Source organism: Streptococcus sp. 27098_8_134, from assembly GCF_041431675.1.
GTDB lineage: Bacteria > Bacillota > Bacilli > Lactobacillales > Streptococcaceae > Streptococcus > Streptococcus sanguinis_R.
This window is the reverse complement of the sequence record NZ_JAPVYD010000001.1, coordinates 623324-637053: the sequence shown is the minus strand read 5'-3', so window position 1 is coordinate 637053 and position 13730 is coordinate 623324. Positions and strand designations below refer to the sequence as shown.

Sequence of the window (13730 nt, the reverse complement as noted above, 5' to 3'; positions counted from 1 at the left end):
GAGAGATGATTGATGGCAAAAACACTTTATCTGATGCGGCATGGGCAAACGCTTTTCAACCTACGCCATAAGGTCCAAGGCTGGTGTGATGCTCCTCTGACAGATTTTGGTATTTATCAGGCCAAGGTGGCAGGGCAATATTTTAAGGATGCCGGTATTACATTTGATGATGCTTATAGCTCTACTCAAGAGCGGGCCTGTGATACCTTGGAATTGGTAACGGACGGTAAGATTCCCTATAAGCGTGTCAAGGGACTCAAGGAGTGGAACTTCGGGACCTTTGAAGGGGAAAGCGAAGACCTCAATCCACCCCTGCCTTATGGAGATTTCTTTGTTACCTATGGGGGTGAATCACAAGATCAAGTGCAGGAGCGTATGGCAACGACCATTCTTCAGCTCATGCAGGAGACGGATGGTCAGTCTGTGCTCATGGTCTCCCATGGCGGAGCTATGGCCAATTTTGCCAGAGCTTGGCAGAAAAACTGGTGTCTGGATGATTTGGGTCACATGACCAACTGTGGTATCTTGAAGTTTACTTTTGAAGATGACCAATTTTACCTAGAAGAGGCCATTGGCCACGATTTTAGCGATTGGGAGGGAAAATGAAAGATTTATATTTAATGCGGCACGGCCAGACTTTTTTCAACCAAGAAGGCTTGGTGCAGGGAGCTTGCGATTCTCCTTTGACAGAACTGGGGCAGGATCAAGTCCGGCAGGCAGGAGCTTATTTGCAAGAGCGGGGCATTCGTTTTGGACCTCTCTATTCGTCCACTCAGGAGCGAGCTTCTGATACCTTGGAACTTGTCTCTGGCCGGACCGACTATACTCGCCTTAAAGGCATTAAAGAATGGAACTTTGGTCTCTTTGAAGCCCAGCCTGAACGCCTGCAGCCGAAATTTCGACCAGGAGCCACCTCATTTGAAGACCTATTTGTTCCTTATGGTGGAGAAGGAGTGGACCAAGTCGGTGAACGCATGTTGGTCACTCTGACGGAGGTCATGGAGCAGGCAGAAGCAGAGCCAGTCTTAGCTGTTAGCCACGGCGGTGCCATGTGGGCCTTCTATCTCAAGATTGCAGCGCAAGCCTTGGATCCTAAGGTGCGCTTTGGCAACTGCGCCATCTGCCATTACCATTATGAGCCGGGACACTTTAAGCTGGCAGAAGTCATTGATCCGCTAACGGGTAGTGTGTATGAATGTGAATGAAGACTCAGAATGATTATCACTAGAATAAAAACCTCAGATTTTTCTGAGGTTTTTTGGTTTATACTTGGCTGTAGGTTTCACGACGACTTAGTTTTGTATCTTCTTTTTTGCTGGGTATTGGCTGTGCCTGGATTTCTTTATTCCACTCACTTCGAGTAAAGACCATGGAGAGTAGTGCCAGAGCCGCAAAGGCTGCTCCTACGTACCAGTAGGGCATATCCAGCGTCGTTGAGCGACCAGATAGGTTGACGATGCCACGGAAGAGCATGCCGGCTGTCATAATGGCTACAGCTGAGTTCCAGAGGTTGAGGCTGAGCCGAGAGAGGTTAGGGATGACCTTCATAAAGAGTAGAAGGAAAATGCCGCCCGCTAGAGGAATGACAAAGAGATAATGGATGTGGCTAGAAGTCTCGCCGAAACTGAAAGATTCATAGATTCTGCTGAAAGCAAAGAAGAAAATAGTTAATAGTGCGTAGATAAGGGCCGTTTTTCTAAAACGTTTTTTGCTGGGATTAGTAACCGATGTAGACAATATCACTCACCGACCTTTCTGAGATAGTATTTCCGTTGGTTGTAGGTTTGTTAATGACCTGACCGTTAAAGTAAAGTGTAGAGGAGCCGCCGCCATCAAGGTTATAGGCGGTCTTAACACCGTAAGATTTCATGATTTCTGCCATCTGGTAGAGGGAAAGTCCCTCGCTTTCTGAGGTGCGTCCGTCTGAAACGATGATGATGTAGTGGTTTTCATCAATGATACCGATAGCAGTCCGAGGATTGGAAGACATAGACTGGCCGACTTCGGAGTTGGTATCAACGGCAATCTCACCATTTTCTACAAGAGATGGGCCGAAGGCCAAGAGATTGACCACGCCGTCTTTGACTAGTTGATCAGCAGAGACTTGGTCTTCATAGATAATCTTGAAGGAGCCGTCTTTGTAAATAGCCAAATCACCATTGCTAGAGTCTTCTCGGACGGTATCGCGGTAGACGACGCCATTGCGGATGACATAGCCAGTCGTATTGGCTCCATAGTAGTCACCATTGACCGCTAGGATGGCATTGTTGTTGGCGGCCGTTTCCGAGGTCTTTGCTGTGACATTGTTTCCGTAGGTGTTTTGGGCAAAGGCTGTTTTCAGGTATTCTGATGAGCTGACGGTCACATCAGCGATGTAGACTTGGGTGTTGCTGACGGTCTTTTCAGTTAGCGTGACCGAGATGTTGTCGTCTGAATAGCTGGTATCCGTCACAGTTGCTGTTTCCGCAGCCTTGCTGGCAGCCTCGGCATTGGACGACGAACTCGTACTTGAAACCGTGGAAATGGTCTCTGCGATGACAAAGGTTTTCAGCATGGAGTAGCTGAAGGAAGCTGTCAGAAGCAGCCCAAAAATGGAGGCGTAGGCATAGCGTTTCTTTAAAAATTTCATGATGCGGTGTGTGTCCTTTCCTTAAAAATAAATCTCTTTTGCACCATCCAAGAGGCAGTGAAGAGCAAGATGCCGACGATGATTTTGACAATCAGAAGGTTGAGACCAAAGACAGCATAGAAGAGGCGAATCAGCAGTGTATCTAGGATAAAGAGCACTACAGCTAGGCTGAAATAGCCAGTTCCTGTCTTGAGTATACTGTCGTCGTTCTTAAAGACCAGCTTTTTATTGGTCGAATAGTTAAAGATTGAGCTGGTTACGCGGGCAATCCCGTTAGCTAAAAGAATTCTCAGGCTGGTCGGCACAGCAGCTAAAAACAAGAGAGCCAGTGCGTAGACGATGTAGTCGACGACGAAACTGCTGAGAGAAGTCAGAGCAAATTTAAAAATATTTTTATAAATCATGAGCCCATCCTGAATTGGCCGGAAGTGCGAGCCTTGATTGTCATTGATATAGACCGTCTCAATTAGCACTTCCAAAATGGGATATTCCTTGCTGGCTTCTAAGAGCATGTTCATTTCATACTCATAGCGCTGGCCCTCTACCTTTAGCATAAACGGAATCATGTTGGTCGTAAAGGCTCGTAAGCCTGTCTGAGTATCGGAGACACTCACGCCAGTTTGGACTTTGAAGAGAGCCCGAGTCAGACTGTTGCCGAAGCGGCTACGCAGAGGCACCTTGCCAGTAAAGGCGCGTGCTCCCAGAATCAGCCGATTGGGATTTTCAGAAGCCTTGCTCGCTACACGGAAAATATCCCAGACCTTGTGCTGGCCGTCCGCATCTGCTGTTACCACCGTTCCATATATTTTCAGTGCTTGGATAAAGGTAAAAGCAGTTTTCAGCGCTTGCCCTTTGCCTTGATTGACCTGATGACGGAGCACGGTCGCGTACTGCTCTGCCTGCACAAAGACTATCTGGCATTTGGAAGAGCTGCCGTCATCGATAACAATGATATGAAAATCACTCTTATGGTGAATTTTTTTTATCAGCTTAATAAGATTATAATCAGGCTCATAGGCCGGAATCACTAGGTAATCCATATCCATACCTCTTTCTTAGATGATTTGTAGAAAGTATACAGACTGCGGCTTAAAAATTCCTAATATAAGTTAGTTTTAAGAAAATGTTAACATTTCTTTAAGGAAAGAGCATGGGGAGAATAGGATAGAAAGGCTGGTGGGGATGGAGCCGGATAATACATAACTATCTTAAATGAGTCTTAAAAATTAGGAAAATAAATATGAAAACACTCCAACTTTTTATTAAAAAACTATAACATTGTACCAAAAATATTAACAGTATAAGAAATATGCGTTATAATATTAATGGTATTACATTATAGAAAGGTTGTCTTATGAAAAAATCATTTCGTAAAGTTGTTATAGCTTCGGCTGTCATACTGAGTGCGATGGCTTTTCAACCTCATGAGGTAAAAGCTTTCGATTTTGGCGGAGGTTTTAGTAGTTCTAGTTTTGGAAGTTCTTTCTCAGCCTCTGATTATGCGCCAATCAGTTCTAATTCTAGTTCAAGCTTAAGCAACATCAGCACAAGCGACTACCGTCCGATTAGCACACCGTCGGTAAGCGAAAGTGTCAGCAACGTTAGTTCAAGTGACTATCGTCCGATTAGCACACCGTCGGTAAGCGAAAGTGTCAGCAATGTTAGTTCGAGCGACTATCGTCCGATTAGTACACCGTCGGTAAGCGAAAGTGCTAGCAACATCAGTTCAAGTGACTATCGTCCGATTAGTACACCGTCGGTAAGCGAAAGTGTCAGCAACGTTAGTTCGAGCGACTATCGTCCGATTAGCACACCATCGGTAAGCGAAAGTGTCAGCAACGTTAGTTCGAGCGACTATCAGCCAATTAGTACACCGTCGGTAAGCGAAAGTATCAGCAATGTCAGTTCGAGCGACTACCGTCCGATTAGCACATCGTCGACAAGTGAAAGTGCCAGCAGTGTTAGTTCGAGCGACTATCGTCCAATTAATACACCATCAGTAAGCGAGGACGCTAGCAATATCAAACCTAGCGATTACAAACCAATCAGCGATTCATCTGTAAGTGCTTCAGACAGCTTGGCGGATTCTGTTGATTATAAGGCGATTGCTGGGAAAGATGATACTGTAACGACAGACAGTCTTGCTAAAAAAGGTAAAGATGATGCCTTGAAAATGGCTGATTCTAAAGTGGATCAATCTACTACAGACGCTTTGGATGCAGTAGATTTTACCGAAAAGGCCTTGGAGTCTGCCAATACCGGAGCTCAAAAATCAAGTACAGGAAGTAGTCGCTATAACTTAGCTGTCTCACCGGAAGTTGAAACAGCTTTAGATTCCTTGTCAGAAGAACATAGAAATCAGTTTATTAAAGCGTTGAAAGACTATGGTTATGGTCTGAATAATTCTGAAACGTCGGCTACCACAACTCCAGAGTATAGTTTAAGCTCAACTTCCTCAAATAAAAAGGGAAAGTTAGATTTTACTCCTTATGGTCAGTCTACTCTCACCGATAGCCAAGGTCAGCCTACATCGGCTTATCAAGACTTGTTGGATCTTGCAAATAGTAAAGAAAGTCAGCCTCTATTTAATCAATCCGCAAGTAATGACTATCAGATCAAGAAAGGTGATAGCTTAGCCAAAATCGGCAATCTCCATTATCCAGATGATAAGGAAAAAGCTGCAGCAGCTTCTATGCTGGCTCTTCAGGATTTGCATGGGCAGAATAAGCTGAACATCAATAATAAACAAAACCGTATTAATCTGACACCTGGCGATAAGGTCAATGTAGATTTATCTAACTATACATCAGAAGAAATCAGTGCGTTAGCCAAAGGATTTAACAAAATCCAGTCGGCAGAAAATAAAATTGATACTTTCCGTCAGGCTCAAGAAGAAGCTAAGGCCTTGGCGCGAGCTCAAGAAAGACAAAACAGAGCTTCTCAAGTAAGGAAAATCTGGCAGGAACAACCAACAAATGCTACTTCCAAACTAAGCGATTTGCTCCAGCAAAATACTGATTCAGCCAGTGAAAGCAAAAGTCAAAAGATTGCTAAAGGATGGGCAAACCTGAGCGCACCTACGAAACTGAACCGATTTGGTCAGCCAAATTATCAAGCGGCTTACCAAGAGGCAAAAATTCGTCCGACAACTCTAGAAGAGGTAAGGCCGGGTGCACTCAGCCAATTTGTCAATAAATACCTTCTTGCAGATCCTAGTGCTTCGAATAAATATTTAGCCGAAACGAAAGTATCGCCAAAGGATTTTAGTCTAGATGCATTTGAAAAAAGATCCAAAATTAGCCATGAAGCTGGGAAAGCAGCCTTTAAGGAATATTATAATGATGCTGTTACTGGACTGGCTTCTTTGGCCGATTTAAGCTTTGATGGAATGAAAACTACGGCTCATAAGGCTGGGTTAGTCAATCTATCTAAAGATGAATTGAACGAAATTTATAATCGCGATTCTGCTGTATGGCAAGGGATTATTGATAAATGGGATTCAACCTCTGCACCAGAGATGTTATTAGGAGTAAGCAGATATGTAATGAATCTTGCGAGTCAAGTCTCTCCTGGCTCCCGCGAAATTAACTCTATTTCAAATTTCATGGCCGGAGACGGTTTTGCTCAAAAAAATCAGCTTAAAACTACCTTGGAAGCGGCAGAGTTTGCCTTACCAGCGTCGAAAGCATCTATAGCTGGAAAAATTGCAAAAAATGGTGTTGGTAGTGCGGCACATGCCATTGCTTCTAAAACTGGTAAAGTCTTAAATACAGCGGAAGGTTTTGGAAAGAATCTATTTGATGCTACTAAGAGTAAAGTTGATAATTTTGGTGAAAAATGGTTCCCACAACCTTCAATGGTGACACCAGAAGGTTTAGTGCTTGATGTTTCAAAACCTTCTCATTCTAAATCAGCGCCAGCTTACCTCAGTAAAAAGACTGATTCTAATCTTGGTTTAACCAATAACAAAGATGGAGTTGGAGGTAAAAACAACCTAAATAATACTATAGCTCAGGAAGTCGGTCAAAGTCTGAGTACACATGGTAGTGATGTAGCAAAAAGTTTTAAGGGGACAGGAAAAGGTAAAGGAATTTACGGACCATATTACGAAGAGGCTGTTAAGCGTCATGCTGAGAGTCCGAAATGGTACGCTAATCCTGATGAATCAAGAATTGTTTCAGGAGAAGAACTCGCAAATGCTCGTGCTGAATATAGACAGATGCTCCAAAGTGGTGAATTACCTAAAGGACATCATCGTCAAGGGCTAGCATTTGGAGGTGAAAATGTTCCAGAAAATATCCAGTTCACAGGCGAAACAACTATTAGAAGTTCAGAGTTGGACAAATTAGACCTTAGTTTTTATCATAAAAATGGATATGGTAAGAAAAATCCTAAGATATTGAAAATGCACCAACAAGAAAGTGGTTTGTATTTGTTTGGTAATAACCCGAAACATACAGAGGTCACTAATTTCCAAAATAAGATATTAAAATGGCAAAAAAAACATGGTTTAAGATAAATTAGCTGTTAAAAATCTTTTTTATTTAAATTTAAAGAACTAGTTGTTTAGTTAGTGGAATGTGAAATATCCATTAAATACGGATTTGTAGATTAGACAATGTTCATTATTAAAGTACATAAAATATAGCTTCCTTGTACTTTTAACTTAATGACATGGCTAAAAAATAGTTTTCTTTTATTATAAACCACCTTCGGGTGGTTTTCGTGTAGCTAGAAAACAGTTTAATTTTTCGCTTTATGTTATAATAACTCTGCCCAAATTAGAAATTCAGGGGGTAAAAGGCTTATATATTAACTTACATAAAAAAACTAAATATAACAAGGAGAAATCTGAAAACTTGAAGATAGATTTAAGAAGACGATTAGTGTGTATTTTCTAAGAATATAAACCTACCAGATAATTAAGCTAAAAGGAGAGCGATGATGGGGAACAAATTGTTGATGACAGGAATGTACTTTGGCGAAATCAGTTCTAGTACGCTAGCGGATTTAAAAAGCAACTTACTTTCGACAAGTAACGAAAAAGAATGCATCTTACTTATTGCTGAAATCTTAAAAAAAGGAGATTTTACGGTGAAAAACTTGTTGATTGACCTGATGAATCAAAGTCAAGATGAAGTTGTGCTTAATCTTTGTATTAGATTATTTTGCTCGGTATGCACAAATGCTGATTTAAGAAAGATTGATAATTTTCATTTTTTAATCAACGCTTCAGAATTTACGGTATTTACTTTTGTTATGGGGGCCGTAGGAACAATGTCTTATGAAGTAATTCCGTACCTTCTTACTCTTTGGAAGGAGTGGGAAGACACAGAAACTGAAGTGGAATTTGCAATTCAAGATGCTTTAGATAATTTTCTAAACTACCGCTCTATTTTATCTAATGATGCGACAATAGAAGAAGTTGGGAATTTATATTTGGATGTAGTTGAGGATAAAAATTTAGCTTATTATTACTATAAATCTTTCTTGGCTTTTCCTGGTTTATTGACTAAAGAAATTATGCAAGCTCTATATAATGCGGCTCAAAAGGAAGAAAAATATCATCTCTATTCTCAAGCATCCTTACTTTCTATTTTTACAGGAGAGAAAATTCCAGTAAATACCCGAACTATAATTTCTAGACATGAAATTGATTTAATGATAAATTATATTGAAAGTTTGTCAGGAAAAAATTGGGTTGAAGGAATGAAATATTTTTATGGTTACCCGGTTGAAAGTTTATAGCTTAGCTGATAGTCTTACTCAAGAAGCAAATAGTATAGCTACGGAGTTAGAAAGTTTCATAATTGAAGACAGCCCTATGCCTCGTCGCATCCTATTTGATGAAAATTAGCATTAGATAAAGACGTCTTTATGATAAGCAACCAAAAAAACGACCATAACGGTCGTTTTTTGGTATTATTCCACTTCCAATTCATCTTGGTCAATTTTATGGGCTGTTCGGTAGGCTTGGTAAAAGATAAAGACAGCCAGAGCCGTCATAGCCGGTACAATGATTGGGATATCTGTTTCGATAGCAGTCAGCGGTGAGTTCCAGAAGAAGTGGAGAACGAAGGCTGCTAGGAAGTAGAAGAGCCCCACTCGGAAATAATTTTTCTGAGTTTTGGCATAGCGTAGCATGAGAGCTAGACCGAGAGTGGTTAGGGCGGTGTAGAGCCAGTGAGAGGCGACGCCGCCAGTGATACGGCCTAGGATACCAGAGATAGTGAAGGAGAAGCCTTCGGGCAGGTCAGAGAGGATATAAGAGAAGTCCTCGCTAATCTGAAAGCCCATGCCGGCCGTTATACCCAGCATCAAGAAGGATTTGAGCTTTTTGACGGGGACTAGATAGACAGCGAAGGCAACTGCCAACAGCTTGAGTGGTTCTTCAACCAGCGGAGCTGCGATGGCATTTTCTAGGTCACTGAGCAGAGTATTTGGGAAGCTGGTGCTGACCCATTCGTGGATATAGGTGTTGGCCAAGCCAGAGGTCCAGCCTGAAATGAAAAGGCCGCCTAGCAGAGCTATCCCAAGGCTAAGTGCAGGCGTCTGCCATTTTTTACCCAGTTGGCGAATCAAGAGTAGGGCAGGGACGATATAGAGCAGAGCCAAGAGGGCTGACAGTCCGACAATTCCATAGGAAGTACCTGACATACTGCCAGTGGTATAGGCTTGTGTCTCGTATTCTAAGCCAATCGCGCTCAGAAGGAGAAAAATGAAAAGAACAATATTTTTCTTCATAAGTAACTTTCTAAAATTTTATTTTCATCCTAGTATAACAAAAAAATCCTAAATAAAACCAATTTAAAAACTGGAAATTAAGGGTTAGTATAATACTTTACTTGCCAAACTGTCTCTTTTTGTTTATATTAGTTCTATAAGGTTTCTTGGAGGCGTTTGCATGTCGAAAAATCTGTTGAGGTTGAAATTGCTGGGAAGTCCGAGTGTCTTTCTCAATCAGGAGGAAGTCTTTTTTCCTTTTGCCAAAATCAATGCTCTGCTTTATTATCTCCACATCAATGGAGCAGTCAATCGGGAGGAGATTGCAGGAATCCTCTGGGAAAACAAGGATAATCAGACCGCCAAAAAGAATTTGCGCAATACCATTTATCAAGCTAACAAGTTACTAGGTGGGGAATGGATTGTCGCTCCCAACCGGACTGTGCTGTCGCTTAATCCCGAGTGTATGATTGAAAGTGATGTAGAACGCTTCACGGATCATCCTGCGGAGCATCTGTCGCTCTATCAGGGGGATTTTCTGCAGGGCTTCTATCTTAAGGACAGTGAGGCCTTTGATTACTGGGTGTCTAAGATGCGGACGCGATATGAGCAGCTTTATATCCAAGCCTGCTACCAACAGCTGGAAACAGAAAAAGACCAGCTGGATTTGGAAGAGGCTGAGCGGAATTTGCGCCGCTTGATCAGCATTGATGAGTTTGATGAGAAGAACTACCATCTGCTCATGAAGCTCTATCAGGATAATGATCGGCCTGGTAAGGTGATTGAGACTTATTATAAATTGGTCAATATTTTGGATAAGGAACTGGGCATTAGTCCTACGGAACCTATCCAGCAACTATATCATGAGGTGCTTGCCAAGGACCGGAGCGAGCGCAAGACTAAGCAGTTTCTGCGCAATACGGACCACTTTTTCGGGCGGGTTGATGAAATCAAGCGCTTGGAATCTTACTTTTCTAAGGTGATAGAGACTCAGGAGGCGCGTGCTCTTGTCCTAGTCGGTGGTACTGGTATCGGAAAGCGGACAGTGACTCGTCAAGTACTGGCCAATCAGACCAAGTATTTCCAGATTGTCATGGCTGAGTGCTTTAAGGAAGAGATGAAGGCAGAGCTGCAGCCTTGGCGTGGCTTGCTGGACGGCCTGGGCGACTTGGTTATTCAGCACCAGATTCTTTCTATCAGCCAGTGGCAGGTCATTTTGGAGAGTTATTTTCCTATTTTGACAGGCGGCACTTCTGGTCGTCAGTTGGATGCGGACAAGCTGGCTCAGTTTGTGGTGGATATTCTGCAGAAGATTTCTAAGAAAAAAGCTTTGATAATCTTAATTGAGGACTGTCACTGGATGGATGAGGCCAGCGTTGCTGTCTTGGAGCAAGTTATGAATCATTTGACCGGCTATCCTGTGGCCTTTGTGCTGACCAAGCATCTGAGCACCCCTTCTTATTTGGAACATTTTTTCAATCACCTGCTGGTTCGCAATAAGCTAGGCTTTATTGAGCTGCAGCCGCTGAATTTTAAGGATAGTGCAGCTTACTTGCAAGCCCAGACAGGTCAGTTAGCCATACCTGAAGAAGGCTTTGAGGATATTTATCGGGTCAGTCAAGGCATCCCTTTCTTCCTATCGGAATACGCTGAGCAGCTCCTGCGAGGCGAGAAGTTTCATCCGCTGACCCCGGCCATCAAGGCTAAGCTGTCTCTGAAGCTGGATTACCTGAGCAGTCAAGAGGAGGAGTTGGTGGACTGTCTGGCTTGCTTTAGGGGTCCTGCATCGGTTTCGCTCTTAGCCAGGCTATTAGGCCTGCCGATGGAAGAAGTGGTCGAAATCACTGAGGAGTTTGGACAGAAGGAGCTCTTGATAGAAGAGGAGCAGGGCGAGGAATTGGTAGTGTGGTTCAGCCAGGAGCTTCTGAGAATCTACGCCTATGAGCGTTTATCGCTTGCCAAGAAGCGAATGCTGCATCACCAGATTGCCCAAGGTATGGAAGACCAGCTGGGAGACTCTCTCTATCATGCCCAGCTGCTCAATGAAATCGCCTATCACTACAAGCTGTCCAAGCAGCCGATTAAGTCTCTGGAGTACGAGCTGCATTATCTCGAGGCTACTCTGAAGTTTCATCACGAGCTCTTTCCGATTTACTCGCGGGAGTTTGGCTTTATTGAAAAGACGGATGATAGCAATCAGTCAGCGGTTTTAGACCAGTTTGACCGTATCCGTCGGGAGATAGAGGGCTTAGAGAGAAAACACCAGAATCACAAGGATTTTCAGCTATTGGTTCTCCGCTTTCTCTATCTAGAAGGGCGCTATGCTATCCGGACAGGGGATTACCAGCAGGGGATGGACAATATCCAGCAGGTGATTGCTTCGGCCAAGGAGCTGCAGCAGATGGATTTTCTCCTAGAAGGCTATCGGCAGATGATTTACTACTGTATCCAGACGGAGAATATCCCTGAGATGCGCTACTATACGGAGCTGGCTCTGGATGCTTCGGTCCAGGCCAACAATCACGAGGCCATTGCTATCAACCTCCGACTCAAGGGGCTCTATCATCTCATGATTGGAGATGAGGAGCAGTCGCTTCACCATCTCTACCAGTCTATTGACTGTTTCAGCTTGACGGCTTCGCTGCGTTCCAAGTACTCGATTCAGATTGCGGCGGCTCTAGACTATCTGGCGGAGATTGAGCAGATTCGCGGAAATTTCACGACTGCGCTGACCCATCAGAAGGAGGCTATTAAGCTGACAGAAAATAAAACAGCAGAGCCTTCGATTTTTGCTTTCTACATCGGCTTGGGTATGACCTATTATCAGCTGAAAGATTATGAACAGGCGGAGCGGATTTTCCTCAAAGCCAAAACAGCTCTGAAGTCCCTTAGCTTTCCTTGGAAAGAGACCCAGTTGGAAGTGTATTTGGCCTTGATTGGCTGTGAGAAGAGAGATTATCAACCGGTGCTTGATCTTCTGCGGAAAAAGGATAGTCTCATTAGTCGCTATGGCAATCCGCGGGACAAGGGGCTGATTTACTATCTGATGGCTGTGATTAAGTATCGCCTGCTAACTGGCAGCTTGCAGGAAGCAGACTTTGAAGACTTGCTGGATCAGGACTTTGAGACCTACTATGAAACGGCCAAAAGCCAGCTCAATCCCTACCGAGACCGGCACCAGCTAAAGGAATTAGAAAACTTACGCCAGAGTTTGTCTCAGGCATTAAACCCACAATAAAAGAGGATGAACATAGATTCCATCCTCTTTTAATGTTTGTAATGAAGTTTTTAAATGTCCATCAGTCATGTGCTTGCGCCCAGACCTGGGTCAGGTAAAAGACAAAGCTGGCAGCCAGATTAGCCGTATGGTTGTCTATATCGTGAGGTGGAGAGACTTCGACGATATCAAAGCCGATTAGTTTACCTGACGCGGCGATGTGCTGGAAGACCAGAACAGCTAGATTGGGATCCACACCGAGAGACTGAATGGCACTAACACCAGGAGCGGCGCCAGCTGCAAAGCAGTCAATGTCAATGGTTAAATAGACCTGCTCCTTGCCAGCCAGAAAAGTATCAACCGCCTTGCAGACTTCCTTGTAACCCATTTGGTACATATCCATTCCAGTCAGAAACTGGATAGCCTTGGATTTTGCCACAAAGTCAAAGAGAAAGAGATTGTTATTGTGCTCCTGAATCCCTAGGATAAGGTAGTTAAAGGCTTGCTTCTGATCCAGAGTGTCATCGAACATCTGGCGAAAACCGGTACCAGAGTTGGGACCAGTCTGGTCATAAGGCCGCAAATCAAAGTGGGCATCCATATTGATAACGGCCAAGTCTTGGTCAGGATTTAGTGACGACTTAAGTCCCAGATAGTGGCCATAGGCTGTTTCGTGGCCGCCCCCTAGGACAATAGGCCGGAGATTGAGCTCTCGCAGGCGTTTGACTGCTCGAGCCAAGCTTTGCTGCAGCTGCTCCAGAGAGCGGTTAGGGCCGTCAATATCGCCAACATCAAAGACGCGGACGTTTCTGCCCAGATGCCAAGGAAGTTTGGCCAGCTGAGTTCGGATAGCTTGTGGCCCTTCGACAGCCCCTACTCGGCCGTGGTTGATATAAACCCCTTTGTCACTCTTGAAGCCAATCAAGGCAAAGTTGACCCCGTCAAAGGGTTTTAAGTTGGGGTCATTTAAGTCCAAAAACTCAATAACCATCCCCCATTTGGCAGCATATAAATCATCATCCAGTCTCTTATGATAATAGCTGTTATCTAGCTGATAGTAATCTTCTAACATGATTTTGTCCTTTTCCATAACGATACTTGCGACTTTATTATAAGAGTTTCCACAAAGCCTGTCAATGGCTTTTGGCGGGAAAAGAAGCC

At 43.6% G+C, this 13730-nt stretch carries 10 protein-coding genes; 5 read left to right on the top strand and 5 right to left on the bottom strand.

What is annotated here, in order from left to right; genetic code table 11:
• The first annotated feature begins 9 nt into the window (after positions 1-9).
• Positions 10-606, top strand: a complete 597-nt coding sequence (locus O3620_RS03000) for a histidine phosphatase family protein (protein WP_371601421.1) — start codon at positions 10-12, stop codon at positions 604-606.
• Entirely contained in the window at positions 603-1205 is a 603-nt protein-coding gene (locus O3620_RS02995; RefSeq protein ID WP_061594979.1) for a histidine phosphatase family protein, read from the top strand. Before O3620_RS03000 ends, O3620_RS02995 begins: the two co-directional genes overlap by 4 nt.
• Before the next feature lie 58 nt (positions 1206-1263).
• Here the strand turns inward: O3620_RS02995 and O3620_RS02990 are convergent, their stop codons facing one another.
• The 3 genes from O3620_RS02990 to O3620_RS02980 are packed head-to-tail and all read right to left on the bottom strand — an operon-like array spanning position 1264 to position 3675.
• Positions 1264-1737, bottom strand: a complete 474-nt coding sequence (locus O3620_RS02990; protein WP_032913519.1) for a hypothetical protein — start codon at positions 1735-1737, stop codon at positions 1264-1266.
• Positions 1718-2629, bottom strand: coding sequence for a phosphodiester glycosidase family protein (locus O3620_RS02985; RefSeq protein ID WP_371601420.1), 912 nt, complete (start codon positions 2627-2629; stop codon positions 1718-1720). The genes O3620_RS02990 and O3620_RS02985 overlap by 20 nt, the downstream gene beginning before the upstream one ends.
• Positions 2626-3675: a GtrA family protein gene (locus O3620_RS02980; protein WP_371601419.1), complete on the bottom strand. Its 1050-nt coding sequence runs from the start codon at positions 3673-3675 to the stop codon at positions 2626-2628. Before O3620_RS02980 ends, O3620_RS02985 begins: the two co-directional genes overlap by 4 nt.
• A 1031-nt stretch (positions 3676-4706) precedes the next feature.
• Here O3620_RS02980 and O3620_RS02975 point away from each other — a divergent pair.
• Positions 4707-7148 carry a hypothetical protein gene (locus tag O3620_RS02975; protein WP_371601478.1) on the top strand — a complete coding sequence of 814 codons (2442 nt, stop codon included), beginning with the start codon at positions 4707-4709 and terminating at the stop codon, positions 7146-7148.
• A gap of 422 nt (positions 7149-7570) precedes the next feature.
• On the top strand, positions 7571-8377 hold the full coding sequence (imm47, locus tag O3620_RS02970; RefSeq protein ID WP_002919637.1) for an Imm47 family immunity protein: 807 nt from the start codon (positions 7571-7573) through the stop codon (positions 8375-8377).
• A gap of 174 nt (positions 8378-8551) precedes the next feature.
• On the opposite strand, the gene O3620_RS02965 is transcribed toward imm47, so the two are convergent.
• Positions 8552-9373 carry a PrsW family intramembrane metalloprotease gene (locus tag O3620_RS02965; protein ID WP_002919635.1) on the bottom strand — a complete coding sequence of 274 codons (822 nt, stop codon included), beginning with the start codon at positions 9371-9373 and terminating at the stop codon, positions 8552-8554.
• A gap of 160 nt (positions 9374-9533) precedes the next feature.
• On the opposite strand from O3620_RS02965, the gene O3620_RS02960 reads away from it, so the two are divergent.
• Positions 9534-12590 (top strand): AAA family ATPase, encoded by a 3057-nt coding sequence (locus O3620_RS02960; RefSeq protein WP_002919634.1) that lies wholly within the window; start codon positions 9534-9536, stop codon positions 12588-12590.
• A 61-nt stretch (positions 12591-12651) separates the two neighbouring features.
• On the opposite strand, the gene hutG is transcribed toward O3620_RS02960, so the two are convergent.
• Positions 12652-13641, bottom strand: a complete 990-nt coding sequence (hutG, locus tag O3620_RS02955; RefSeq protein ID WP_125357046.1) for a formimidoylglutamase — start codon at positions 13639-13641, stop codon at positions 12652-12654.
• Positions 13642-13730 lie beyond the last annotated feature (89 nt).